We start from the raw sequence: 24317 nt of genomic DNA on the forward strand, positions 1-24317 counted from the left end.
TCCCGGCCGCGGCCGGGAACGTCAGTCGGTTTTTCGTTCGACCCGGAGCACGCGGAAGCCCCGCTGGCTGGCGATACGTTCGACCGACCAGCCGCTGTCGACGAGCCAGGCGTGAAGCGAGTCACCACCGAGATTCCGGTTGATCACCAGCCAGGCCACCCCGTCCGGCGCGAGCCGGGGCAACCAGCGCTCCATCAGCGCCCGCAACTCGGCCTTGCCCACGTGGGTCGGCGGGTTGCTCCAGATCTGGTCGAACGTCACGTCGGCCGGCACGTCGTCGGGCGCGGCCACCCGCACCCGGTCGGCCAGGCCCAGCGCCCCGGCGTTCAGCGCGGTCAGCTCGCGGGCGCGCGAGTTCACGTCGACCGCGTGCACCACGGCCCGCGGCGCCTCGGACGCCAGCACGCAGGCGATCGGCCCGTAGCCGCAGCCGAGGTCGAGGAACGTGCCGGCGATCGCGGCAGTCGGCAGGTCACCCTTGCGCAGCAGCACGGCGGTGCCCGGGTCGAGCCGGCCCGCGCTGAACACCCCGGCCGCGACGGTCAGCCGGTAGTCGCGGCCCGCGACGTTGAACACGATCTCACTGCGCACCTCGGGCGCGGCGGGCTCGGCGCTGAAGTAATGGTCGGCGGTCACCGCACCAGTCTGCCGCCGGATAACGCGCGGACGTTCGGCGGGGTGCCGCACAATCTGTGCGTTCATAGATCACGGTGCGCTCCTAGCGTGGTCGCCATGCGGTACGGCACCCCTCCTCGTCCAGCCCACCGCGCGACCGCCGACGGCGGCCTGGTGCTCCTGGTCCGCGGCATCGGATCGGGTGGCCAGCACCGGCCGCCGCCGGCGCCACCCCATTCGGGCCTCCTGCGGGTGGCGCTGCCCCAGCTGCGCGGCCGGCGGGTGGTGGCACCGCCCCCACGCAAGCGGCGGGTGGCGTCGCCCCGGCCACGGGTTCGGCGCATCACCGCCCGGCGCCGGTCCGCCGTCGAACCGCAGCGGGCGGTGCTCTGGCTCACCCAGGGCATCGCCGGCGTGATCCTGCTCGGCCTCGCGTTGACCATCGGCTTCCTGGTGCTCGCCTCGGACCGGCATCAGCGGCAGTCGGTGATTCCGATGGCGCCGGCCACGCCGGCTCGCGGGGAGGTCTTCCCGGGTGACGAACTCCGACCGGCGGGCGCCACGGGGGCCTACCGGATCGAGATGCGCCACCTCGACGCCGACTGCCGCACGGCCACGTCCGGAAAGCTGGGCGCGGCGCTCGTGGGGCGCGGCTGCAGCGAGGTGGTACGGGCCGGGATCACCGCGCCGTACGGCGGCTACCAGGTCACCGCCGGGGTGTTCACCCTGGCCGACGCGGCCGGCGCCGCCGCGGTCGACGACCTGGTGCGCGGGCTGGTCGAGAGCGGGGACGGCGGGTTCACCTCGATCCCGGCCGGCCCCGGCGACTCGTCGACCGCGCAGGTCGGCTGGCGCACCCGCGGCAACTTCCTGCTCTACTGCGTGATCACCCGGCCCGACGGGCAGGTCGTGCCGGCCGACGATCCGTACGCGGCCCGGATCACCGCCGAGCTTGTCGACACCCACCTCAGCGGTTCGGTGCTGGGCCACCAGGCGGCTCCCCCACAGCCGCCCGGCGTGCTCGCCGCTTCCTGAAAGCTTCCTAAGCCCGGAGGCGTCGGGTGGCTTCGGCCCGTACGGCGTAGTCGCTCTCGTCCGGGTAGCCGACCGCGATCAGCGTGAGGCCGTGCGCCGGCGCCACCGTGACCGCGCTGGAGCGTTCCGACAGGGTGAGCAGCGTCGACGGCCATCCCGGGTCGCGCCGCCCGTCGCCCACGGCCAGCAATGCCCCGACCAGGCTGCGCACCATCGACTGGCAGAACGCGTCGGCCTGCACGGTGGCCACGACGACCCCGTCCGGATCACGCCGCCAGTCGAGGCTGGTGATCGCCCGGACGGTCGTCGCGTGCTCCTTGCGCTTGCAGTACGCCGCATAGTCGTGTTCCCCGGTCAGCCCGTACGAGGCGGCGCTGAGCCGATCCACGTCGAGCGGCCGCACCCAGTGAATGGTGTCGTGCCGCCGCAACGGCTCCGGCCCCCACACGGTGTCCGCCACCCGGTACTCGTACCGCCGATACGTGGCCGAGAACCGAGCGTCAAACGTTTCCGGCACCGGCGCGATCGCCTTCACCCGGGCGTCCCCCGGCATCAGAGCCGCCAGCCGCCGCAACAACGACGATTCGAGCTGCTCCCAGGCATCGAGCGGCAGATCCACATGGCACACCTGACCCGAGGCATGAACACCCGCGTCCGTACGTCCGGCGACCGTCAGCCCGAGGGCAGTGTCCACACCGACCAGCCGCCCCAGCGCCTCGACGAGCACGCCGGCCACCGTCCGCCGGCCGGGTTGGACCGCCCACCCCGAGAAGTCCGCACCGTCGTACGAGACGTCCAGTCGCAAGCGGATGGATTTCATGAGCCGCCGCACCCCTCCTCGGCCCGAACCACCAACGGCGCCGGGGACCACTCCGCCAAATTTGTGTGCACCAGAACTCGTACATGAAAAGAGCCCGACACCAACGGGTGCCGGGCTCAATTCGCGAAACTACTTGGCGTCGGTGTCTTCGCCTTCGGCCTTGTCGCCAGGGCCCTCGGCGCCCTTGTCGCCGGAAGCGCTCACCGGCGGCTCGGCGTCCTGATCCGTGGTGGCCTCGGTGCCCACCGCGGTCGAGGTCGAAGCCGGAGCCTCGTCCTCGCGGGCCAGCGCCTCCACCTTGTCCTGCTGGGCGGTGGCCTTGCGGGCCGCCTTCTTGGCGGGCGCGGTGGTCGCCGCCACCTGCAGCTCCTCGACCAGCTCGATGACGGCCATGGGAGCGGCGTCACCCTTGCGCGGGCCGGTCTTGGTGATGCGGGTGTAGCCACCCGGCCGGTTGCCGTAACGCGGAGCGATCTGCTCGAACAGGGCGTACACGACGTCCTTGTCCTTCACCGTGGCCAGCACCCGGCGACGGTTGTGCAGGTCGCCACGCTTGGCCTTGGTGATGAGCTGCTCAGCCAGGGGGCGCAGCCGGCGCGCCTTGGCCTCGGTGGTCTTGATCTTCCCGTGCCGGAAAAGCTCGGTGGCCAGGTTGGCCAGGATGAGCTTCTCGTGCGCCGGGCTGCCGCCGAGGCGGGCTCCCTTGGTGGGCGTGGGCATTTCTTAATGCTCCTTGTTAAGGCGGGGCGGCCGGGCTCTTAGAGCTGCTCGGTCTCGCGGTAATCGTCGGTGTCGTAATCCACGTCGCCGAACGAGTCCACGACGTGCGCGGGGTCGAAGGACGGCGCGCTGTCCTTGAGGCCCAGGCCCATACCGGCGAGCTTCATCTTGACCTCGTCGATGCTCTTCTGACCGAAATTCCTTATATCCAGAAGGTCGGCCTCCGTCCGCCCGATGAGTTCACCCACGGCGTTGATGCCCTCGCGCTTGAGGCAGTTGTACGACCGGACGGTGAGGTCCAGCTCCTCGATCGGCAGGGCCAGGTCGGCAGCGAGCTGCGCGTCCTGCGGCGACGGGCCGATGTCGATGCCCTCGGCGGTCTCGTCCAGCTCGCGGCACAGGCCGAACAGCTCGACCAGCGTGGAGCCGGCCGAGGCCAGCGCGGTGCGCGGCGAGATGGAAGCCTTGGACTCGACGTCGATGATCAGGCGGTCGAAGTCGGTGCGCTGCTCGACACGGGTCGCCTCGACGCGGTAGGTCACCTTCATGACCGGCGAGTAGATCGAGTCGACCGGGATGCGGCCGATCTCGGCGCCGGCGCTCTTGTTCTGCGCCGCCGTGACGTAGCCACGGCCCCGCTCGACGGTGAGCTCCATGTCGAGCCGGCCCTTGCTGTTGAGCGTGGCCAGCTTGAGGTCGGGGTTGTGCACGGACACGCCGGCCGGGGGCTGGATGTCACCGGCGGTGACGTCGCCCGGCCCCTGCTTGCGCAGGTACATGCTGACCGGCTCGTCGTGCTCGGAGCTGACGGTCAGCTCCTTGACGTTCATGACCAGCTCGACCACGTCCTCCTTGACACCGGGGATCGTGGTGAACTCGTGCAGGACGCCGTCGATCTTGATGCTGGTGACCGCCGCGCCCGGGATGGACGACAGCAGGGTCCGCCGCAGCGAGTTGCCGAGGGTGTAACCGAAGCCCGGCTCCAGAGGCTCAATGGTGAACCGGGAGCGGGTCTCGCTGATCGACTCCTCGGAGAGGGACGGCCGCTGGCTGATGAGCACGCTGTTCTTCTTTCTGTCGGGCCATCCGCTATTTGATGGCCTTCCGTTGATGCACCGGGGGCGCCCGACGGCGCCCCCGGCAGAGCGCTACTTGGAGTAGAGCTCGACGATCAGCTGCTCCTGGACCTGGGTGTCGATGACAGCCCGGGCCGGGAGCGAGTGAACGAGAACCTTCATCTCGCTCGGGATGGGCTCGAGCCACGCCGGCACGGGACGCTGCCCGGCCTGAGCCTGAGAGACGACGAAGGGGGTCATCTCCTTCGACTTCTCGCGCGTGGTCACGATGTCGTGCTCCTTGACGCGGTACGACGGGATGTCGACCTTGACGCCGTTGACCAGGAAGTGGCCGTGCTTGACCAGCTGGCGGGCCATGTCCCGGGACTGCGCGAGGCCGGCCCGGTAGACGACGTTGTCGAGACGCGACTCGAGGATCTGCAGCAGCACCTCACCGGTCTTGCCGGGCTTGGTGACAGCCTCCTCGTAGTAACCGCGGAACTGCTTCTCGAGCACTCCGTAGACGCGGCGAGCCTTCTGCTTCTCGCGCATCTGGAGCAGGTACTCGGTCTCCTTGGTCCGGCCACGGCCGTGCTGGCCGGGCGGGAAGGGACGCGACTCGAACGGGCACTTGGGCCCGTCGCACTTGCTGCCCTTGAGGAACAGCTTCATCTTCTCGCGGCGGCAGCGCTTGCAGTCCGCCCCTGTGTAACGAGCCATGCTTCTTGTCTCTCCCTTAGACCCGGCGGCGCTTCGGCGGACGGCAACCGTTGTGCGGCTGCGGCGTGACGTCACTGATCTGCCCGACCTCGAGGCCGGCGGCCTGCAGCGAGCGGATCGCGGTCTCACGGCCGGAGCCGGGACCCTTGACGAAGACGTCGACCTTGCGCATGCCGTGTTCCATCGCCCGGCGAGCGGCGGCCTCGGCGGCCAGCTGCGCGGCGAACGGGGTCGACTTGCGGGAGCCCTTGAAGCCCACCTGGCCGGACGAGGCCCAGGAGATGACCGCACCGGTCGGGTCGGTGATCGACACGATGGTGTTGTTGAAGGTGCTCTTGATGTGCGCCTGCCCGTGGGCGACGTTTTTGCGTTCCTTGCGCCGGACCTTCTTGACGGCGGCCCCAGCGCGTGCCTTCGGTGGCATAAGTCAGTGCGCTCCTATTACTTCCGACCCGGCTTCTTCTTACCTGCAACCGTGCGCTTCGGGCCCTTGCGCGTACGCGCGTTGGTCCGGGTGCGCTGACCCCGCACGGGGAGACCCCGGCGGTGGCGGATGCCGGCGTAAGAGCCGATCTCGACCTTGCGGCGAATGTCCGCGGCGACCTCGCGGCGAAGGTCACCTTCAACCTTGAAATTGCCCTCGATGTAGTCGCGGAGCTGGACCAGCTCCTCGTCCGTGAGGTCCTTGGCGCGCTTGTTCAGGTCAATCCCGGTGGCGGTCAGTGCTTCGACAGCGCGGGTGCGACCGATTCCGTAGACGTAGGTGAGCGCGATCTCCATCCGCTTTTCACGGGGAAGATCAACGCCGACGAGACGTGCCATAAGCGGGCGTACTCCTCAGAATCGTTCGGAGGTCTGTGCCCCTCCCACCCCGTCTGCCCGGACGGGCCCCGGCCTCCGCGCCGGGGGTGTGCCACTTGCGTGGCTGGGACGAGCTTGTTCGTGATGCCGGATCTGGCAGCGTTGCGGGACTCAGCCCTGGCGCTGCTTGTGGCGCGCGTCGGTCTTGCAGATGACCATGACGCGGCCATGCCGCCGGATGACCCGGCAGTTGTTGCAGATCCGCTTGACGCTCGGCTTGACCTTCACGGTTTGCCTTAACTCTCAGTCGGACGGGTTCACTGGATCCTTCCCGTCCCCCGGTTACTTGTAGCGGTAGACGATTCGCCCACGGGTGAGGTCGTACGGCGAAAGCTCGACGACGACTCTGTCCTCGGGAAGGATGCGGATGTAGTGCTGCCGCATCTTGCCTGAGATGTGTGCAAGTACCTTGTGACCATTGGCGAGCTCAACGCGGAACATTGCGTTCGGCAGGGGCTCGATCACGCGGCCCTCGATCTCGATGGCTCCGTCTTTCTTAGGCATGTCCTCCGCTACCTGACACTGGGGTTCGGGGTTAGCTGCACAACGCCTTACCCGGGTCGTCACCGACCCGGACCAGCCGCGGCTCCCACTCGCCCTCGAAGCGCTGAGGACATGCGGGAGTGGGCGCTGCGCGCCAGCTAGCCAGTGTACGCGCGCCTGCACGGCGACACCAAACCGAGGTCGCCGTTACCCGTGGTCGGGTGTGTCGCTGCCCGGAAAACCGGACATATAGCGTTATTGCTCCCGTCGAGGCTTCGGCGGCAGGTCGCCGCGGGCCACTGCCTCGGCGATGAACGCCTTACGCTGCTCCTTGGTCGGCTTGTCGGGCAGCTCCCCCGCCGCGATGGCCCGGGAGTAGAGCGCTTTGCGGTCGCGCTTGTGCTCCCGCAGCCGGCGGCGGTGTTCCGCCTCGGCGGCGTGCTTGCGGGGCTCGCCCGAGGCCAGGCCGCCGATCGTGCGGAACACCAGCACGACGCCCCACGGCCCGATGATCCAGACCGGCCAGTAGAAGATGGCCTCGGTGCTTGCCAGCGCGGTGACACCCCAGATCAGGGTGAAGAACGTCGCGGCCTTGGCCCACGGGACCCAGACGTGCCCCAGCCAGGCTGACCGCAGGCCCTCGGACGCCGGCACGGCCACCGCGGCCGGCTGGGTCGGTACGAGCGGAGCGGTGTTCGGCAGGTCGGTCAGCAGCCGGTCGAGCTCGGCGTACGTCTTGGCCGCGTACGCGCCCTGGATGCGCTCGTCGTACTCGGTGAGGTCGAGGCGACCCTCCTCGAGCGCGAGGCGCAACTGGTCGGCGACCTGCCGGCGGTCGTCGTCGGCGGCGCGCATCTGCTCCCGGCTCACATCAGCCATGGTGGCACTTCCGATCCAGTCCGCCCAGTCAGCGCTCGCGGCCGCCGCCGTGCCGCTGACCGAAGAAGCCGAGGATCAGCGGGATCAGCATCCAGACCGGCCAGAAGTACAGCAGTTCGCCCGACGCGATGCTCGTCACCAACCAGATCAGCGTGCAGACGAGCACCACGCCCGCGTAGGGGCCCACCCAGTGCTGGTTCTGCCGGCCCGGGCCGGCGCCCTTGGCGGCTACCGGCGAGGGCGCCGAGGTGGCCGGCTGCACCTGCGCGCGCTGCACGGGGATGGTGCCGGGCAGGTCGTCGAGCAGGCCGTCGAGGTCGCCGTAAGTCTTGGCCGCATAGGTGCGCTGCAGGCGCTCGTCGTACTCGTGCAGGTCGAGACGGCCCTCGTCGAGCGCGGTCTTCAGCTGTTCCGCGACTGCCTTGCGGTCGCCGTCACCGGCACGCATGTCATCCCGACCCATGCGTCCCAGCATGCCCGAGAGAACCATCCCCCGGTAGTCAGGACTGGCGTGCGGTGACCAGATCGCCGAGCCGGGCCCGGCCGCCGTCGACCGCGGTGGTCACCCAGACGCCGTCCTCCAGCAGGCACATCGTGTGCTCGACATGGGCTGCGATCGAGTTGTCGCGGGTGACCACGGTCCAGCCGTCGGCCAGTTCGGCCGTCCGCGGCGAGCCCAGCGTGATCATCGGCTCGATGGCCAGGCACAGGCCGGGCACCAGGCGCGGGCCCTTGCCGGGCTTGCCGTGGTTGAGCACGTGCGGGTCCTGGTGCATCTCGGTGCCGATGCCGTGCCCGCCGTAGCCGTCGACGATGCCGTACCGGCCCGCCTTGCGGACCGTCTTCTCGACGTTGAACGAGATGTCGGTGAGCCTGCCCCGGCCGTTGGCCGAACCGCGGGCCGCGGCGGCGATGCCGGCCCACATCGCCTCTTCGGCGACCTCGGCCATCTTGAGCAGTGCCGGGTCGGTCGCGCCGACGCCGACGGTGATCGCCGAGTCGCCGTGCCAGCCGTCGAGGATCGCGCCGCAGTCGATCGAGATCAGGTCGCCCTCGCGCAGCACCTGCCCGGCGCTGGGGATGCCGTGCACGACCTGCTCGTTGACCGAGGCGCAGATCGAGGCCGGGAAGCCGTGGTAGCCCTTGAACGACGGGACCGCACCGGCGTCGCGGATCACCTTCTCGGCGATCGCGTCGAGGTCGGCGGTCGAGACACCGGGGGCCACGACCTCACGCATGGCCTGCAGCGCGGCGGCGACGACGAGGCCGGCGCCGCGCATCTTCCCGATCTGCTCCGGAGTCTTCAGCTGAATGTCCAGCTGGGGACGGCGCACGTCAGCCCCCGTAGGACCGCAGGGCGTCGATGGCGCGCACCGTGACGTCCTCGACCGGTCCGGTCGCGTCGATCCCCACCAGCTTGCCCTGAGCGCCGAAGAAGTCGACCAGCGGAGCGGTCTTGTCGGCGTACTCGACCAGACGGTTGGCGATCGTCTCGGCCTTGTCGTCGTCCCGCTGGAACAGCTCCGACCCGCAACGGTCGCAGATGTTCTCCTTGCTGGTCGGGTCGAACTCGACGTGCCAGATCTTGCCGCAGCCACGGCAGGTGCGGCGGCCCGACAGCCGCCGGATGACCTCGTCGTCGTCGACCACGAGCTCCATCACCAGGTCGAGCGCGGTGCCCAGGTCGGCCAGCAACTTGTCGAGGGCCGAGGCCTGGGGCACCGTCCGCGGGAAGCCGTCGAGCAGGAAGCCGTCGCCGGCGTCGGGCTCGGCCAGCCTGTCCCGGACCATGTTGATGGTCACTTCGTCCGGGACAAGCTGACCCGCGTCCATGTAGCGCTTCGCCTCGACTCCCAGGGGCGTGCCCTGGGAGACGTTGGCCCGGAAGATGTCACCGGTCGAGATCTTCGGTACGGCGAGATGGGCGGCGATGAACTCAGCCTGGGTCCCCTTGCCGGCCCCCGGAGGGCCCACCAGAACCAGCCGCACCTACATCGCCTCGCTTAGGTGAGTTGTTGACATCGCCGACGCAAGAGCCCCCCGGCTCCGCGCCGCCACTACCGCAGGAACCCTTCATAGTTGCGCTGCATCAGCTGGCTCTCGATCTGCTTCACCGTCTCCAGACCCACACCCACCATGATCAGCACTGCCGTACCACCGAACGGGAAGTTCTGGTACTGCTGCGCGTCCAGCCAGATGAAGAAGAAGTTCGGCAAAACCGAGATCAGACCAAGGTACAGCGCACCGGGGAGGGTGATCCGGCTGAGGATGAAGTCCAGATAATCCGCGGTGGGCTTGCCCGGGCGGATACCCGGCACGAAGCCACCGTACTTCTTCATGTTGTCTGCGACCTCGGTCGGGTTGAACGTGATCGAGACGTAGAAGTACGTGAAGAAGATGATCATCAGGAAGTAGACCCCGATGTACAGCTCACTCGTCGGGTCGGCCAGCCACTTCTGGATCCAGACCTGGTAACCCTTGAGGTTGTTCGGGTCGAAGAACTGCAAGTAGAGCTGCGGCAGGTAGAGCAACGACGACGCGAAGATGACCGGGACGACACCCGCCTGGTTGACCTTGAGCGGGATGTACGTCGAGGTGCCGCCGTACATACGCCGGCCGATCATGCGCTTGGCGTACTGCACGGGGATGCGTCGCTGCGCCTGCTCGATGAACACCACGAGGCCGATGATCACCAGTACCAGCACGATCACCAGAACGAACTTGCCGACGCCGCTCGACTCCTTGATCGTCCAACCCTCGCCGGGAAGGCGGGCCGCGATCGAGGTGAAGATGAGGACGGACATGCCGTTGCCGACGCCACGGTCGGTGATCAGCTCACCGAGCCACATCACCATGCCCGTGCCGGCCGTCATGGTCAGCACCAGGATCGAGAGCGTGAGCCACATCGGCAGCCCGGTGTTCTCCGGGATGATCTGGAGCGTCGGATCGTTCTGGTCGCACGCGTTGCCGAACAGCTGCCCCGTCCGGGCCAGGGCGACGAACGCCGAGGACTGGAGGACGGCGAGGCCGAGCGTCAGGTACCGGGTGTACTGGGTGATCTTGGCTTGGCCGGACTGGCCTTCCTTGCGCAGCTGTTCGAGGCGGGGAATGACCACGGTCAGCAGCTGCAAGATGATGGAGGCCGTGATGTACGGCATGATGCCCAGCGCGAACACCGACAACTGGAGCAGCGCGCCACCTGAGAAGAGGTTCAACAGGTTGAGCACGCCACCGTCGGCGTTCGATGAGTTCACGATGTCGAGACAGCGTCGCACGTTGGTGTAAGAGACACCGGGGCTGGGCAAGGTGGCGCCGAGCCGGTACAACGCAATGATGAAGACCGTGAACAGCAGCTTCTTGCGCAGGTCAGGCGTCCGGAACGCACTGGTAAAGGCGGAGAGCAACTTCTTCCTCCTGCGCGAGGTTACCGCCGCAATCGGCGGGTGGGGGAAGGCATCGGTCCGGACGACCGATATCCCTAGCTGGGAACGGACTCTAACAGTCTTATTGGAGCGCGGTGTGTCACGGTAGCCTGCACCGCGCGTAGGCATTTGGCCTGCCGACAAAAGGCCAGGTCAGACGCCACAAAGGGGATGACTGCCCGAGCGACGCATTTGCACCGCCCGGGCAGGCACCCCCGCAAGCCTCACAGCTCGGTGGTGGAACCACCGGCTGCAGCGATCTTCTCCTTGGCCGACTCGCTGAACGCGTGCGCCTTGATCGTGAGCGACACGCTGCCCAGCTCGCCCGAGCCCAGGACCTTCACCGGCTGGTTCTTGCGAACCGCGCCGGCCTCGAACAGCTCGTCCGGTCCGACCTCGCCGCCGTTCGGGAACAGCTCGGCGAGACGGTCCAGGTTCACGACCTGGAAGACGACCTTGTTGCGGGGCCGGTTCTTGAGCCCCTTGATCTTCGGCAGGCGCATGTGGATGGGCATCTGCCCACCCTCGAACGCCGCCGGGGTGTTCTTGCGGGCGCCGGTGCCCTTGGTGCCGCGGCCGGCGGTCTTGCCCTTGGAGCCCTCACCACGACCCACGCGGGTCTTGGCAGTCTTGGCACCGGGCGCCGGGCGCAGGTGGTGAACCTTGATCGCCATTACTCGACCTCCTCAACAGTCACGAGGTGGCTCACGGCGAAGATCATGCCCCGAATCTCGGGGCGGTCCTCCTTGACCACCACATCATTGATCCGCTTGAGGCCCAGCGACCGCAGAGAGTTCCGCTGGTTCTGCTTGCGGCCGATGTGGGACCGGATCTGGGTGACCTTCAAGCGTGCCATCAGCGCACCGCCGCTTCCGCGCGCGCCGCCAGCATGGCCGCCGGCGCCACATCCTCGACCGGCAGGCCACGGCGAGCCGCGACTGCCTCCGGCGACTCGAGGCCCTTCAGAGCGGCCACGGTCGCGTGCACGATGTTGATCGGGTTCGACGAACCCAGGCTCTTCGACAGGATGTCGTGGATGCCCGCGCACTCCAGCACGGCACGCACCGGGCCACCGGCGATGACGCCGGTACCGGCGGAGGCCGGCTTGAGGAGCACGACACCCGCGGCAGCCTCGCCGATGATCGGGTGCGGGATCGTCGCGGCGATCCGCGGAACCTTGAAGAAGTGCTTCTTGGCCTCCTCGACGCCCTTGGCGATGGCCGCGGGCACCTCCTTGGCCTTTCCGTAGCCGATGCCGACCGTGCCGTCGCCGTCGCCCACGATCACCAGGGCGGTGAAGCTGAAGCGACGACCACCCTTGACGACCTTGGCGACACGGTTGATGGCGACGACCCGCTCGAGATGCGGGGTCTTGTCGACGGGCGCGTTGCCGCGGCCGCCCTCACGGCGGTTGTCCCGGCGGTTGCCACCCTCGGTGTTACCGCCGGACCCGCCGCCTCGGCGCTGCTGACCAGGCATTGGTCAATTCCTCCTAGAACTCGAGTCCGGCTTCGCGCGCGGCAGTCGCAAGCGAGGCGATGCGCCCCGCGTACTTGTTGCCACCGCGGTCGAATACGACCTTGGACACGCCCGCGGCCTTGGCCCGCTCGGCGAGGAGAGCGCCGACCTTGCCGGCCTGAGCGCTCTTGTCACCCTCGCCACCCCGCAGGGAGGTGTCGAGCGTGGAAGCCGAGGCCAGCGTGTGGCCCTTGAGGTCGTCGATGATCTGCGCGGTGATGTGCCGCGACGACCGGGTGACGACCAGGCGGGGACGTTCGGCGGTGCCGCGGACGTTCCGACGGACCCGGAAGTGCCGACGCGCCTTTCCGACAGCCCGCTTGGCGGAGACACCCGCGCCATTGCGACGCTTGAGCAGCGTGGCGGTCACTTCTTACCTGCCTTTCCGGCCTTGCGGCGGATGACCTCGCCCTGGTACTTGACGCCCTTGCCCTTGTAGGGCTCCGGCGGGCGGATCTTCCGGATGTTGGCGGCTACCTCGCCGACGAGCTGCTTGTCGATGCCCGCGACCGTGAACTGCGTCGGCCGCTCGACCGAGAACGTGATGCCGTTGGGCGGCACGACGTTCACCGGGTGCGAGAAGCCGAGGGCGAACTCGAGGTCCTTGCCCTTGGCCGTGACACGGTAACCGGTGCCGTTGATCTCCAGCGTCTTCTTGTAGCCCTCGGTGACGCCGACGATCATGTTGGCGACCAGGGTACGGGAGAGGCCGTGGAGCTCCTTGGCCTTGCGCTCGTCGTTGGGGCGGTTGACGTGCAGCTCGCCACCCTCCTGCTCGACCGTGATCGGCTCGGAGACGGTGTGCGAGAGCTCGCCCTTGGGGCCCTTGACCTTGACGGTCTGGCCCGTGATGGTGACATCGACGCCGGCCGGGACCGGGATCGACTTACGTCCGATTCGCGACATGGTTTCTCAGTCTCCAGTTACCAGACGAAGGCGAGGACTTCCCCGCCAACGCTCCGCTTGCGGGCCTGCCGGTCGGTCAGCAGTCCCTGGGACGTCGAAATAATCGCGACACCGAGGCCGCCGAGCACCCGCGGGAGCTCGTCGGACTTGGCGTAAACCCGGAGGCCGGGCTTCGAGACGCGCTTGATGCCGGCGAGGCTGCGCTCGCGACTCTGGCCGTACTTGAGCTCTACGACCAGACGCTTGCCGACAGCGCCTTCCTCGGGCTCCTCGGCCGACCAGGAGGCGATGTAACCCTCAGCCTTGAGGACCTCGGCGATGTTCGCCTTGATCTTCGAGAAGGGCATGGTCACCTTGTCGTGGTACGCCTGGTTGGCGTTGCGCAGACGCGTCAGCATGTCTGCGATCGGGTCCGTCATCGTCATGGGTGTTCGTCAACCTTTCTCGCCGGGGTTCCCACCCGAGGCGGGCCTACGGCGAAGCGGTGTTGCTAGTAATCCAGCCTTTGGTCCGCACTTGGGCGGAGGGTGGGGCGGTTGGAAGGGGGTTACCAGCTGGCCTTGGAAACGCCGGGCAGCTCACCACGGTGAGCCATGTCCCGCAGGCAAACGCGGCACAGGCCGAACTTGCGGTAGACCGAGTGCGGGCGACCGCACTTCTGGCAGCGGGTGTACGCGCGCACGGCGAACTTCGGCTTCGCGGCCGCCTTGAGGATCAGCGCCTTCTTAGCCATGCTCAGTTCTCCTTGAACGGGAAGCCCAGGAGCTTCAGCAGCGCCCGGCCCTCGTCGTCGGTGTCGGCGGTCGTGACCACCGTGATGTCCATGCCCCGCGTGCGATCGATCCGGTCCTGGTCGATCTCGTGGAACACCGACTGCTCGGTCAGGCCGAAGGTGTAGTTACCGTGCCCGTCGAGCTTGCGCCCGTCGAGGCCGCGGAAGTCACGGATACGGGGCAGCGCGATCGACAGCAGCCGGTCGAGGAACTCCCACATCCGGTCGTTGCGCAGGGTAACCTTCGCGCCGATCGGCATGCCCTCACGCAGCTTGAACTGCGCGATGGACTTGGTCGCCCGCCGCACGAGCGGCTTCTGACCGGTGATCGTGGTCAGGTCACGCACGGCGCCGTCGATCAGCTTGGCGTCGCGGGCGGCCTCGCCCACACCCATGTTCACGACGACCTTGACCAGGCCGGGAACCTGCATGGGGTTGCCGTACTTGTACTGCTCCTGAAGCGCTGCGATGACCTCGCTGCGGTACTTCTGCTTCAGGCGCGGCAGCGTCTTGGTCTCGGTGGCGGCAGTCATCAGAGTTCCTTACCGGTCGTACGAGCGATACGGACCTTGTTGCCGTTCTCGTCGACCTTGTAACCGATGCGCGTCGGCTTGCCCTGGTCGTCAACGATCTGCACATTCGAGATGTGGATCGCGGCTTCCTGGGTGACGATGCCACCGGTCTTCGAACCACGCTGGGTGGTGCGGATGCGTTCGTGCTTCTTGACGCGGTTGACGCCCTCGACCAGGACCTTGTCACGCGTCGGGTAGGCCGCGATGACCTTGCCCTTGGCGCCCTTGTCCTTGCCGGCGATGACGACGACCGTGTCGCCCTTCTTGATCTTCACGGTCAGAGCACCTCCGGCGCCAGGCTGATGATCTTCATGAACCGCTTGTCGCGCAGCTCGCGCCCGACCGGGCCGAAGATGCGGGTACCGCGGGGGTCCCCGCCGTCCTTGATGATGACGGCGGCGTTCTCGTCGAAGCGGATGTACGAGCCGTCGGGACGGCGACGCTCCTTGGCGGTGCGGACGATGACCGCCTTGACGACGTCACCCTTCTTCACACCGGCGCCCGGAATGGCGTCCTTGACCGTGGCCACGATGACGTCGCCGATGCTCGCGTAACGGCGACCGGAGCCACCGAGCACACGGATGCACAGGATCTCCCGGGCACCCGTGTTGTCAGCGACGCGCAGTCGCGACTCCTGCTGAATCACGTCTGTCTCCTATGTCTGCCAGTTCTCCGCTGAACTTCGCGAAGCTTGGCGGAACGTGGGGTCCGCCTTTAGGCCTTTTTAGGGGCGGGGGGCGGGGTGGTTGGAGGGGGGCGGGGCCGGCCTTGACCGGCCCCGCGCACTCACTTGGCCTTTTCGAGGATCTCCACGACACGCCACCGCTTGGTGGCCGACAGCGGGCGGGTCTCCATGAGCAGAACCCGGTCGCCGACACCGCACGCGTTCTGCTCGTCGTGCACCTTGAGCTTGCGGGTGCGCCGCAGAACCTTGCCGTAGAGGGCGTGCTTCACACGATCCTCGACCTCGACGACGACGGTCTTGTCCATCTTGTCGCTGACCACGAGCCCCTCGCGAACCTTGCGGTTCGCGCGGACAGTGGCCGTGCTCTCGTCACTCATGCTGTCACCTCATCCGGCGCAACCGAGAGCCCGAGCTCACGTTCACGCATGATCGTATAGATCTTCGCGATGTCCTTACGGACGACCTGCAGCCGACGATGATTGTCGAGCTGGCCGGTCGCGCCCTGCACGCGAAGATTGAACAGCTCCGCCTTGGCCTCCCGCAGTCGCGAAACCAGCTCCTCACCGGAGAGTTCGCGCAGCTCAGAAGCCTTAACGCCCGCTGCCATCAGCTTTCACCCACTTCGCGTGTCACGATGCGGCACTTCATCGGGAGCTTGTGGATAGCGCGGCGCATCGCCTCGCGCGCGATCGTCTCGTTCGGGAACGACATCTCGAAGAGAATGCGTCCCGGCTTGACGTTCGCCACCCACCACTCGGGAGAACCCTTACCGGAACCCATGCGGGTCTCGGCCGGCTTCTTGGTCAGAGCGTTGTCGGGGAAGACCGAGATCCAGACCTTGCCACCACGCTTGATGTGACGGGTCATCGCGATACGGGCCGACTCGATCTGCCGGTTGGTCACGTACGCCGGCTCCAGAGCCTGGATACCGAACTCACCGAAGACAACCCGGTTGCCGCCCTTGGACGCGCCGTGGCGGTCCGGGTGGTGCGGCTTGCGGAAGCCCTTCGGGGGCTTACGCGGCATCAGCATGTGTCAGCCCTCCTGCTGCGTCTCGGCGACCGCCGGCGCCGCGGCGACCGCCGCGTCGTTGGCGTTGTCGCCGGTCGGGGTGTCGCCCTTGGCCTGGGCGGCGGCGGCAGCGCGGCCGGCCTCGGTCCCACCGGCGGTCGTGCCGGACGAACCGGAACGGCCACGGCGCGGACGCTCGGCCCGGTCGGCGCGGTCACGGCGCGGGCGGGCGGGCGCCTCGGGGGCAACCTCGCGACCCGGCACGGCGTCGCCCTTGTAGATCCAGACCTTCACACCGATGCGGCCGAACGTCGTACGGGCCTCGAAGAAGCCGTACTCGATGTTGGCGCGCAGCGTGTGCAGCGGGACGCGACCCTCACGGTAGAACTCCGTGCGGCTCATCTCCGCGCCGCCCAGGCGACCGGAGACCTGCACCCGGATGCCCTTGCAGATCGGGTTCTTCATGGCCGACTGCATGGCCTTGCGCATCGCCCGGCGGAAGCTGACCCGGGAGGACAGCTGCTCGGCGACGCCCTGCGCCACCAGCTGAGCGTCCGACTCCGGGCTCTTCACCTCGAGGATGTTGAGCTGGACCTGCTTGCCGGTGAGCTTCTCGAGCTCGCCGCGGATCCGGTCGGCCTCCGCGCCCTTGCGACCGATGACAATGCCCGGCCGGGCGGTGTGGATGTCGACCCGGACCCGGTCACGGGTCCGCTCGATGTCCACCTTGGAGATGCCGGCCCGCTCGAGGCCCTTGGACATCATGCGGCGGATCTTGACGTCCTCGCCGATGTAGTCCTTGTAGAGCTTGTCGGCGAACCACCGGGACTTCCAGTCGGTGGAGATACCGAGGCGGAATCCGGTGGGGTGAACTTTCTGGCCCATTACTCGGACTCCTCCGTCGTCTGGGGCGCGGCGGCCGGCTCAGCCTTCTTGGCCGGCGTCGCCTTCTTCGCCGCGGCGGCCTTCTTGGCCGGCCGGGCGACCTGGACCGCCTCGACGGCGATCGTGATGTGGCTGGTGCGCTTGCGGATCCGGTACGCCCGGCCCTGCGCACGCGGACGGAACCGCTTGAGCGTCGGACCCTCGTCGACGAACGCCTCGCTCACGAGGAGCGCGTCCGGGTCGAGCCGCTCGTTGTTCTCCGCGTTCGCGATCGCGCTCGCCAGCACCTTGTAGACCTGCTCGCTCGCGGCCTGCGGCGCGAACTGCAGGACGGTCAGAGCCTCCTTCGCGGGCAGACCGCGGACGAGGTTGACCACACGGCGTGCCTTGTTCGGCGAGATGCGGACGTGCTTCGCAACCGCACGACTGCCCGGAAGCGCCGGTGCGTCGTTCTTTGTTGGCATCGCTGTGACCCCTTTCTTATCCGTGGACTGACTAGCGACGACGGCTCTTGCGGTCGTCCTTCTCGTGACCCTTGAACGTGCGGGTCAGAGCGAACTCGCCGAGCTTGTGACCGACCATGGCCTCGGTGATGAACACCGGGACGTGCTTGCGACCGTCGTGCACCGCGATCGTGTGCCCGAGCATGTCGGGGATGATCATCGAGCGCCGCGACCAGGTCTTGATGACGTTCTTCGAGTTCTTCTCGTTCTGGACTTCCACCTTCTTGAGCAGGTGGTCGTCGACGAACGGGCCCTTCTTCAGGCTGCGTGGCATCTTTTAACTCCCGTTACCCGCGCTTGCGGGTGGCGTAGCGGCGGCGAACGATCAGCTTGTCGCTCTCCTGGCCCTTGCGGCGGGTACGACCCTCGGGCTTACCAGCCGGATTGACCGGGTGGCGACCACCGGAGGTCTTACCCTCACCACCACCGTGCGGGTGGTCGATCGGGTTCATGGCGACACCGCGGACGGTCGGGCGCTTGCCCTTCCAGCGCATACGGCCGGCCTTGCCCCAGTTGATGTTCGACTGTTCGGCATTGCCGATCTCGCCGACCGTGGCCCGGCAACGGATGTCGACCCGGCGGATCTCACCGGAGGGCATACGCAGCGTGGCGTACGCGCCCTCACGGCCGAGCAGCTGGATACCGACACCGGCCGAGCGGGCCAGCTTGGCGCCACCGCCGGGACGAAGCTCCACACCGTGGACCGTCGTACCGACCGGGATGTTGCGCAGGGGAAGGTTGTTCCCCGGCTTGATGTCCGCACCGGGGCCGGACTCGACCCGGTCGCCCTGCTTGAGGTCCTTCGGCGCGAGGATGTAGCGCTTCTCGCCGTCGGCGTAGTGCAGCAGCGCGATGCGCGACGTGCGGTTCGGGTCGTACTCGATGTGCGCGACCTTGGCCGGCACGCCGTCCTTGTCGACCCGCTTGAAGTCGATGAGCCGGTACTGCCGCTTGTGGCCGCCGCCCTGGTGCCGCGTGGTGATGCGGCCGTGGACGTTGCGTCCACCCTTCTTGGGCAGCGGAACCAGGAGCGACTTCTCCGGCGTGGACCGGGTCAGCTCGGCGAAGTCGGCGACGCTGGAGCCGCGACGGCCCGGCGTGGTCGGCTTGTACTTACGGATAGCCATTGTTTTACAACCCCTTAGCTGACCGGGCCGCCGAAGGCCTCGATACGGTCACCGTCAGCCAGCTTGACCATCGCGCGCTTCGTCGCCTTGCGCTGACCGAAGCCGGTCCGGGTGCGCTTGCGCTTGCCCTCGCGGTTCGCGGTGTTCACCGACAGCACGCGGACGTTGAAGATCTGCTGGATCGCGATCTTGATCTGGGTCTTGTTCGCGTCCGGGTGGACGAGGAACGTGTACCAGTTCTGGTCGAGAACGCTGTAGCTCTTCTCGGAGACAACCGGGCGGACGATGATGTCGCGCGGGTCGGCGATGGTGCTCACTTGTTCTCCCCCTCGGCGGTCGCCGGCGCGCCCAGGAACTCGTCGAGCGCGTCCTTGGTGAAGACCACCTCGTCGGCCACCAGCACGTCGTACGTGTTGAGCTGGCCCGCCTCGAGCAGGTGCACGGTCGCCTCGTTGCGCAGCGACAGCCAGTTCAGCTCGTCGGTGCTGCTCAGCACGACCAGGACCTTGGTGGACTCGGTGGCCTTGCGCAGCGTGGCGATCGCGGCCTTGGTCGACGGCTTGTCGCCGCTGACGAACGCCTCGACCACGTGCACGCGGCCGTCGCGGGCCCGGTCGGAGAGGGCGCCACGCAGCGCGGCCGCCTTCATCTTCTTGGGGGTCCGCTGGCTGTAGTCGCGCGGCACGGGACCGTGCACGACGCCACCGCCGGTGAACTGCGGCGCGCGGATCGAGCCCTGACGGGCGCGACCGGTGCCCTTCTGCTTGTACGGCTTCTTGCCGCCACCGGCGACCTCGCCGCGCGTCTTGGCCTTCGCCGTGCCCTGGCGGGCGGCGGCGAGCTGGGCCACGACGACCTGGTGCATCAGCGGGATGTTCGCCTGCACGTCGAAGATCGCGTCCGGCAGCTCGACCGAGCCGGCCTTGTTGCCCTCGATGTTGATCACGTCAACCGAGCTCACTTGGCACCGCCCTTCTTAGCCGCTGTACGGACCAGGATGAGCGCGCCCTTGGGACCGGGCACCGCGCCCCTGATCAGGATCAGGTTGTTCTCGGTGTCCACCGCCTGCACGACCAGGTTCTGCACGGTGAAGCGCTTGTTGCCCATTCGACCGGCCATCCGCGTGCCCCTGAAGACGCGACCGGGGGTCGCGCAGGCGCCGATGGAACCGGGCGAGCGGTGCTTGCGCTCGACACCGTGGCTGGCCTTGAGGCCGTGGAAGCCGTGCCGCTTCATGACACCGGCGTAGCCCTTGCCTCGGGTCTTACCGGTGACGTCGATCGGCGAACCGACCGCGAACGCCTCGACGGTGACCTCCTGGCCGAGCTCGTACTCACCGGCATCGGTGGTGCGCAGCTCGACGACGTGACGCCGCGGCGACACACCGGCCTTCGCGAAGTGACCGCCCTCGGGCTTGTTCACCTTGCGCGGGTCGATCGCGCCGTACGCCAGCTGGACGGCCGCGTAGCCGTCCTTCTCATCTGTGCGGACCTGGGTCACGACGCAAGGGCCGGCCTGCACCACGGTCACCGGGACAACCTTGTTGTTGTCCCAGACCTGGGTCATGCCGAGCTTGGCGCCCAGGATCCCCTTCACTTGCCTGTCCATCAGTCGCGATCCCTACAGCTTGATCTCGATGTCGACGCCAGCCGGCAGGTCGAGGCGCATGAGCGAGTCGACCGTCTTCGGGGTCGGGTCGATGATGTCGATCAGCCGCTTGTGCGTGCGCATCTCGAAGTGCTCGCGCGAGTCCTTGTACTTGTGCGGCGAACGGATGACGCAGAAACGGTTGATCTCCGTGGGCAGCGGCACCGGGCCTGCGACCGACGCACCGGTACGCGTGACCGTCTCGACGATCTTGCGCGCCGAGGAGTCGACGACCTCGTGGTCATAGGCCTTGAGCCGGATGCGGATCTTCTGTCCCGCCATGGTGGCTTCTGTTTCCTTCTCTCGATGCCGCTACGTGCGAAAGCGGTGGCTCTCGCATGCCCGCAGGACCGTTGATCCTGCGTTGTCCGACCCCCGCGGTCGGGCGTGTCGCGTTAACTCTCAGAAAGCTGCGCACGGCAGCACTCCAGATCACGGGGATCTTGAGGTGTCTTACGGATGGCCAACAAACACACCCAGACACCCGGCGAGGGTGGCCAGCTGCACAAGGCAGCTGACCACCCCGCTCGGACGCAACCTGACTAGTATGCCGGATTGACGCCGGCAATGCTAATCGGGGTCACCCTTGCTCAGACGTTGATCTTCGTGACCGTGCCGGCGCCGACGGTGCGGCCACCCTCGCGGATCGCGAACTTCAGGCCCTGCTCCATGGCGATCGGCTGGATCAGCTTGACCGACATGCTGGTGGAGTCGCCCGGCATGACCATCTCGGTGCCCTCGGGCAGCGTGACGACGCCGGTGACGTCCGTGGTGCGGAAGTAGAACTGCGGGCGGTAGTTCTGGAAGAACGGGGTGTGCCGGCCGCCCTCTTCCTTCGAGAGGATGTAGACCTGGCCCTCGAACTCCGTGTGCGGAGTCGTGGTGCCCGGCTTCACGACGACCATGCCGCGCTCGACGTCCTCGCGCTTGATGCCGCGGAGAAGCAGACCGACGTTCTCACCCGCGCGGGCCTCGTCGAGCAGCTTGCGGAACATCTCGATGCCGGTGCAGACGGTCTTCGTCGACTTCTCGCGGATGCCGACGATCTCGACCTCCTCGTTCGGCTTGAGGATGCCACGCTCGGCGCGACCGGTGACGACCGTTCCACGACCGGTGATCGTGAAGACGTCCTCGATCGGCATGAGGAACGGCTTCTCGACGTCACGCTCGGGCTGCGGGATCGCGGTGTCGACCGCGTTCATCAGCTCGAGGAGCTTGCCGGTCCACTCCTTGTCGCCCTCGAGCGCCTTGAGCGCCGAGACGCGCACGACCGGAAGGTCGTCGCCCGGGAACTCGTAGGTGCTGAGCAGCTCGCGGACCTCGAGCTCGACGAGCTCGAGGAGCTCCTCGTCGTCCACCATGTCGCTCTTGTTCAGGGCGACGACGATGTACGGAACGCCGACCTGGCGGGCCAGGAGCACGTGCTCCTTGGTCTGCGGCATCGGGCCGTCGGTCGCGGCGACCACCAGGATCGCGCCGTCCATCTGGGCGGCACCGGTGATCATGTTCTTGATGTAGTCGGCGTGGCCGGGGCAGTCCACGTGCGCGTAGTGACGCGTCGCGGTCTGGTACTCGACGTGCGCGATCGAGATCGTGATACCACGGGCCTTCTCTTCAGGCGCCTTGTCGATCTCGTCGAACGGGGTGTACGGGTTCAGGTCCGGGTATTCGTCGTGCAGGACCTTCGTGATGGCCGCAGTCAGCGTCGTCTTACCGTGGTCGATGTGACCAATGGTGCCGATGTTGACGTGCGGCTTAGTCCGCTCGAACTTCGCCTTCGCCACTGGTGTCCTCCTGTGGACTGTGGAATAACTTTTTCCCGGCACGCCCGATAAGGCGATGGGGACTCTGTCGACTGCTCGTGCGCGTGCGGTCCTCGACGGACCGCACGCGCCTCACCGCATCAGGCGCCGGTGGCCTTCGCGATGATCTCCTTCGCGACGCTCTGCGGAACCTCGGCGTAGGAGTCGAACTGCATGCTGTAGCTGGCCCGGCCGGCCGTCTTCGACCGCAGGTCGCCGACGTAGCCGAACATCTCCGAGAGCGGCACCAGAGCCTTGATGACGCGGGCGCCGGAGCGCTCCTCCATCGACTGGATGATGCCACGGCGGGAGTTGAGGTCGCCGATCACGTCGCCCATGTTGTCCTCGGGCGTGGTGACCTCGACGGACATCATCGGCTCGAGCAGCGCGGGGTCGGCCTTGCGGGCCGCCTCCTTCATCGCGATGGAGCCGGCGATCTTGAACGCCATCTCGGACGAGTCGACCTCGTGGTACTGACCGTCGACCAGCGTGAACTTCACGCCGACCAGCGGGTACCCGGCGAGAACGCCGTACTGCAGCGAGTCCTGCGCGCCCGCGTCCACCGAGGGGATGAACTCCTTGGGGATGCGACCGCCGGTCACCGCGTTGACGAACTCGTACGTGGGGCCGTCCGCCTCGAGCGACAACGGCTCGACGCTGATGACAACCTTCGCGTACTGGCCCGAGCCACCGGTCTGCTTCTTGTGGACGTACGTGAGCTTCTCCACGGTGCCGCGGATCGTCTCGCGGTACGCCACCTGCGGCTTACCGATGTTGGCCTCGACGTTGAACTCGCGGCGCATGCGGTCCACCAGGATGTCCAGGTGGAGCTCGCCCATGCCAGCGATGATCGTCTGGCCGGTCTCCTCGTCGTTGAAGACGCGGAAGGTCGGGTCCTCCTCGGCCAGGCGCTGGATCGCGGTGCCCAGCTTCTCCTGGTCCGACTTGGTCTTCGGCTCGATGGCGACCTGGATGACCGGCTCCGGGAAGGTCATCGACTCCAGGATGACCGGGTTGGCCGGGTCGCTGAGCGTGTCACCGGTGGTGGTCTGCTTCAGACCCTGGACGGCGATGATGTCGCCGGCCTGCGCGGTGGCGCGCTCCTCACGCTTGTTCGCGTGCATCTGGTAGATCTTGCCGATCCGCTCCTTGCGGTCCTTGGTGGAGTTGACCACCTGGGAACCGGACTCGAGCGTGCCGGAGTAGACCCGGACGTACGTGAGCTTGCCGAGGTGCTTGTCCGTCTGGATCTTGAAGGCCAGGCCGGAGAAGGGCTCGGTGTTCGACGGCTTGCGCAGCAGCGGCGTCTCGCCGTCGGTCGCAGTGCCCTCGATGGCCGGGATGTCCAGCGGCGACGGCAGGAAGTCGATCACGGCGTCGAGCATGGGCTGAACGCCCTTGTTCTTGAACGCCGAACCGCACAGCACAGGGTTGGCCTTGCTGGCGATCGTGGCGCGCCGGATGGCGGCCTTGATCTCGTCCTGCGAGAGCTCCTCGCCCTCGAGGTACTTCTCCATGACGGCGTCGTCGACGTCGGCCAGGGTCTCGATCAGCTTCTCGCGCCACTCGGTCGCGGAGTCGACCAGGTCGGCCGGGATCTCCTCGATCGCGTAGTCGTCACCCTTCTGGGTCTCACCACGCCAGGTGAGCGCGCGCATGCCGATCAGGTCGACGACACCGATGTGGTCGGCCTCGAGCCCGATCGGGATCTGCAGCACCAGCGGGGTGGCGTTGAGCCGGTCGATCATCATCTGAACGCAGCGGAAGAAGTCCGCGCCGGTCCGGTCGAGCTTGTTGACGAAGCACATCCGGGGAACGTGGTACTTGTCCGCCTGACGCCACACGTTCTCGGTCTGCGGCTCCACGCCGGCAACACCGTCGTAGACCGCAACCGCACCGTCCAGCACCCGCAGCGACCGCTCCACCTCGACCGTGAAGTCGACGTGGCCGGGCGTGTCGATGATCTGGATCGTGTGGCCCTTCCACTCGCACTTGGTGGCGGCGGAAGTGATCGTGATACCGCGCTCCTGCTCCTGCTCCATCCAGTCCATGACAGCGCCGCCGTCGTGAACCTCACCGATCTTGTACGTGATACCGGTGTAGAACAGGATTCGCTCAGTAGTCGTGGTCTTACCGGCATCGATGTGCGCCATGATGCCGATGTTGCGTACGTTGGCAAGCGCGTCTGCGGCGGCCACTTCAATCCCTACTTTTCTTCGTCGTCGTCTCGTGGACCGGTACGACTTGCGCTGTGGCCCGGCCGGAGCCGGGCCCACAGC

Annotated in this window: 38 protein-coding genes; 1 reads left to right on the top strand and 37 read right to left on the bottom strand. The window is 67.4% G+C overall.

The window, feature by feature from the left end; all coding sequences use genetic code 11:
- Positions 1-21: 21 nt before the first annotated feature.
- On the bottom strand, positions 22-636 hold the full coding sequence (locus KXC43_RS15970; RefSeq protein WP_221376843.1) for a class I SAM-dependent methyltransferase: 615 nt from the start codon (positions 634-636) through the stop codon (positions 22-24).
- Between the two features lie 96 nt (positions 637-732).
- On the opposite strand from KXC43_RS15970, the gene KXC43_RS15975 reads away from it, so the two are divergent.
- Positions 733-1650, top strand: a complete 918-nt coding sequence (locus tag KXC43_RS15975) for a hypothetical protein (protein WP_221376844.1) — start codon at positions 733-735, stop codon at positions 1648-1650.
- Positions 1651-1657: 7 nt separating this feature from the next.
- Here the strand turns inward: KXC43_RS15975 and truA are convergent, their stop codons facing one another.
- From truA to fusA, 36 genes are all read right to left on the bottom strand, one after another.
- The gene (truA, locus tag KXC43_RS15980) at positions 1658-2470 is read right to left on the bottom strand and encodes a tRNA pseudouridine(38-40) synthase TruA (protein ID WP_221376845.1); all 813 of its coding nucleotides are present in this window, start codon (positions 2468-2470) and stop codon (positions 1658-1660) included.
- A 129-nt stretch (positions 2471-2599) separates the two neighbouring features.
- On the bottom strand, positions 2600-3190 hold the full coding sequence (gene rplQ / locus KXC43_RS15985; protein WP_221376846.1) for a 50S ribosomal protein L17: 591 nt from the start codon (positions 3188-3190) through the stop codon (positions 2600-2602).
- Positions 3191-3228: 38 nt separating this feature from the next.
- Positions 3229-4251: a DNA-directed RNA polymerase subunit alpha gene (locus KXC43_RS15990; RefSeq protein WP_221376847.1), complete on the bottom strand. Its 1023-nt coding sequence runs from the start codon at positions 4249-4251 to the stop codon at positions 3229-3231.
- Positions 4252-4338: 87 nt separating this feature from the next.
- Positions 4339-4965, bottom strand: a complete 627-nt coding sequence (rpsD, locus tag KXC43_RS15995; RefSeq protein ID WP_221376848.1) for a 30S ribosomal protein S4 — start codon at positions 4963-4965, stop codon at positions 4339-4341.
- 16 nt (positions 4966-4981) lie between these two features.
- Positions 4982-5389: a 30S ribosomal protein S11 gene (gene rpsK / locus KXC43_RS16000; RefSeq protein WP_014440747.1), complete on the bottom strand. Its 408-nt coding sequence runs from the start codon at positions 5387-5389 to the stop codon at positions 4982-4984.
- A gap of 17 nt (positions 5390-5406) precedes the next feature.
- Positions 5407-5787: a 30S ribosomal protein S13 gene (rpsM, locus tag KXC43_RS16005; protein WP_221376849.1), complete on the bottom strand. Its 381-nt coding sequence runs from the start codon at positions 5785-5787 to the stop codon at positions 5407-5409.
- Between the two features lie 150 nt (positions 5788-5937).
- Positions 5938-6054: a 50S ribosomal protein L36 gene (gene rpmJ, locus KXC43_RS16010; RefSeq protein WP_015619018.1), complete on the bottom strand. Its 117-nt coding sequence runs from the start codon at positions 6052-6054 to the stop codon at positions 5938-5940.
- Between the two features lie 54 nt (positions 6055-6108).
- Positions 6109-6330 carry a translation initiation factor IF-1 gene (gene infA, locus KXC43_RS16015; protein WP_007073013.1) on the bottom strand — a complete coding sequence of 74 codons (222 nt, stop codon included), beginning with the start codon at positions 6328-6330 and terminating at the stop codon, positions 6109-6111.
- Between the two features lie 234 nt (positions 6331-6564).
- Positions 6565-7188, bottom strand: a complete 624-nt coding sequence (locus KXC43_RS16020; protein WP_255644132.1) for a DUF1707 SHOCT-like domain-containing protein — start codon at positions 7186-7188, stop codon at positions 6565-6567.
- A 28-nt stretch (positions 7189-7216) separates the two neighbouring features.
- Positions 7217-7651, bottom strand: a complete 435-nt coding sequence (locus KXC43_RS16025; RefSeq protein WP_255644133.1) for a DUF1707 SHOCT-like domain-containing protein — start codon at positions 7649-7651, stop codon at positions 7217-7219.
- Positions 7652-7688: 37 nt separating this feature from the next.
- On the bottom strand, positions 7689-8522 hold the full coding sequence (map, locus tag KXC43_RS16030) for a type I methionyl aminopeptidase (protein ID WP_221376850.1): 834 nt from the start codon (positions 8520-8522) through the stop codon (positions 7689-7691).
- Position 8523: 1 nt separating this feature from the next.
- A complete protein-coding gene (locus KXC43_RS16035; protein ID WP_221376851.1) occupies positions 8524-9177 on the bottom strand; it encodes an adenylate kinase in 654 nt (217 codons plus the stop codon).
- 68 nt (positions 9178-9245) lie between these two features.
- Complete coding sequence (gene secY / locus KXC43_RS16040) at positions 9246-10592, bottom strand: preprotein translocase subunit SecY (RefSeq protein ID WP_221377103.1); 1347 nt, start codon at positions 10590-10592, stop codon at positions 9246-9248.
- Between the two features lie 242 nt (positions 10593-10834).
- Complete coding sequence (gene rplO, locus KXC43_RS16045) at positions 10835-11284, bottom strand: 50S ribosomal protein L15 (protein WP_221376852.1); 450 nt, start codon at positions 11282-11284, stop codon at positions 10835-10837.
- Positions 11284-11466: a 50S ribosomal protein L30 gene (gene rpmD / locus KXC43_RS16050; RefSeq protein WP_221376853.1), complete on the bottom strand. Its 183-nt coding sequence runs from the start codon at positions 11464-11466 to the stop codon at positions 11284-11286. Before rpmD ends, rplO begins: the two co-directional genes overlap by 1 nt.
- Positions 11466-12089, bottom strand: coding sequence for a 30S ribosomal protein S5 (gene rpsE / locus KXC43_RS16055; protein ID WP_221376854.1), 624 nt, complete (start codon positions 12087-12089; stop codon positions 11466-11468). The genes rpmD and rpsE overlap by 1 nt, the downstream gene beginning before the upstream one ends.
- A gap of 13 nt (positions 12090-12102) precedes the next feature.
- A complete protein-coding gene (rplR, locus tag KXC43_RS16060; RefSeq protein WP_438862184.1) occupies positions 12103-12498 on the bottom strand; it encodes a 50S ribosomal protein L18 in 396 nt (131 codons plus the stop codon).
- Entirely contained in the window at positions 12495-13034 is a 540-nt protein-coding gene (gene rplF, locus KXC43_RS16065; RefSeq protein ID WP_221376855.1) for a 50S ribosomal protein L6, read from the bottom strand. Before rplF ends, rplR begins: the two co-directional genes overlap by 4 nt.
- Positions 13035-13051: 17 nt before the next feature.
- Entirely contained in the window at positions 13052-13459 is a 408-nt protein-coding gene (gene rpsH / locus KXC43_RS16070) for a 30S ribosomal protein S8 (protein WP_127499781.1), read from the bottom strand.
- 122 nt (positions 13460-13581) lie between these two features.
- Positions 13582-13767, bottom strand: coding sequence for a type Z 30S ribosomal protein S14 (locus KXC43_RS16075; RefSeq protein WP_203681340.1), 186 nt, complete (start codon positions 13765-13767; stop codon positions 13582-13584).
- A gap of 2 nt (positions 13768-13769) precedes the next feature.
- Entirely contained in the window at positions 13770-14339 is a 570-nt protein-coding gene (gene rplE, locus KXC43_RS16080) for a 50S ribosomal protein L5 (protein ID WP_221376856.1), read from the bottom strand.
- Positions 14339-14659, bottom strand: a complete 321-nt coding sequence (gene rplX / locus KXC43_RS16085; protein WP_203730306.1) for a 50S ribosomal protein L24 — start codon at positions 14657-14659, stop codon at positions 14339-14341. The genes rplE and rplX overlap by 1 nt, the downstream gene beginning before the upstream one ends.
- Positions 14656-15024: a 50S ribosomal protein L14 gene (gene rplN, locus KXC43_RS16090; RefSeq protein ID WP_023358185.1), complete on the bottom strand. Its 369-nt coding sequence runs from the start codon at positions 15022-15024 to the stop codon at positions 14656-14658. The genes rplX and rplN overlap by 4 nt, the downstream gene beginning before the upstream one ends.
- Positions 15025-15164: 140 nt before the next feature.
- Positions 15165-15440, bottom strand: a complete 276-nt coding sequence (gene rpsQ / locus KXC43_RS16095; RefSeq protein ID WP_133873220.1) for a 30S ribosomal protein S17 — start codon at positions 15438-15440, stop codon at positions 15165-15167.
- Positions 15437-15670, bottom strand: coding sequence for a 50S ribosomal protein L29 (gene rpmC, locus KXC43_RS16100; protein ID WP_133873221.1), 234 nt, complete (start codon positions 15668-15670; stop codon positions 15437-15439). Before rpmC ends, rpsQ begins: the two co-directional genes overlap by 4 nt.
- Positions 15670-16095: a 50S ribosomal protein L16 gene (rplP, locus tag KXC43_RS16105; RefSeq protein WP_097322770.1), complete on the bottom strand. Its 426-nt coding sequence runs from the start codon at positions 16093-16095 to the stop codon at positions 15670-15672. Before rplP ends, rpmC begins: the two co-directional genes overlap by 1 nt.
- A 3-nt stretch (positions 16096-16098) precedes the next feature.
- Positions 16099-16959: a 30S ribosomal protein S3 gene (gene rpsC / locus KXC43_RS16110; protein ID WP_221376857.1), complete on the bottom strand. Its 861-nt coding sequence runs from the start codon at positions 16957-16959 to the stop codon at positions 16099-16101.
- Positions 16959-17423 carry a 50S ribosomal protein L22 gene (rplV, locus tag KXC43_RS16115; protein ID WP_221376858.1) on the bottom strand — a complete coding sequence of 155 codons (465 nt, stop codon included), beginning with the start codon at positions 17421-17423 and terminating at the stop codon, positions 16959-16961. The genes rpsC and rplV overlap by 1 nt, the downstream gene beginning before the upstream one ends.
- A gap of 31 nt (positions 17424-17454) precedes the next feature.
- Positions 17455-17736 (bottom strand): 30S ribosomal protein S19, encoded by a 282-nt coding sequence (gene rpsS, locus KXC43_RS16120; protein WP_097322773.1) that lies wholly within the window; start codon positions 17734-17736, stop codon positions 17455-17457.
- Between the two features lie 13 nt (positions 17737-17749).
- Complete coding sequence (gene rplB, locus KXC43_RS16125; protein WP_097322774.1) at positions 17750-18589, bottom strand: 50S ribosomal protein L2; 840 nt, start codon at positions 18587-18589, stop codon at positions 17750-17752.
- A 14-nt stretch (positions 18590-18603) separates the two neighbouring features.
- The gene (gene rplW / locus KXC43_RS16130; protein ID WP_221376859.1) at positions 18604-18906 is read right to left on the bottom strand and encodes a 50S ribosomal protein L23; all 303 of its coding nucleotides are present in this window, start codon (positions 18904-18906) and stop codon (positions 18604-18606) included.
- Positions 18903-19550, bottom strand: coding sequence for a 50S ribosomal protein L4 (rplD, locus tag KXC43_RS16135; protein WP_221376860.1), 648 nt, complete (start codon positions 19548-19550; stop codon positions 18903-18905). The genes rplW and rplD overlap by 4 nt, the downstream gene beginning before the upstream one ends.
- Positions 19547-20197: a 50S ribosomal protein L3 gene (gene rplC / locus KXC43_RS16140; RefSeq protein ID WP_221376861.1), complete on the bottom strand. Its 651-nt coding sequence runs from the start codon at positions 20195-20197 to the stop codon at positions 19547-19549. Before rplC ends, rplD begins: the two co-directional genes overlap by 4 nt.
- A 12-nt stretch (positions 20198-20209) precedes the next feature.
- Positions 20210-20518: a 30S ribosomal protein S10 gene (rpsJ, locus tag KXC43_RS16145; RefSeq protein ID WP_097322778.1), complete on the bottom strand. Its 309-nt coding sequence runs from the start codon at positions 20516-20518 to the stop codon at positions 20210-20212.
- A 308-nt stretch (positions 20519-20826) separates the two neighbouring features.
- A complete protein-coding gene (tuf, locus tag KXC43_RS16150; RefSeq protein ID WP_221376862.1) occupies positions 20827-22020 on the bottom strand; it encodes an elongation factor Tu in 1194 nt (397 codons plus the stop codon).
- Between the two features lie 119 nt (positions 22021-22139).
- Complete coding sequence (fusA, locus tag KXC43_RS16155) at positions 22140-24236, bottom strand: elongation factor G (RefSeq protein ID WP_221376863.1); 2097 nt, start codon at positions 24234-24236, stop codon at positions 22140-22142.
- Positions 24237-24317 lie beyond the last annotated feature (81 nt).

It is taken from the genome of Paractinoplanes polyasparticus (genome assembly GCF_019710575.1).
GTDB lineage: Bacteria > Actinomycetota > Actinomycetes > Mycobacteriales > Micromonosporaceae > Actinoplanes > Actinoplanes polyasparticus.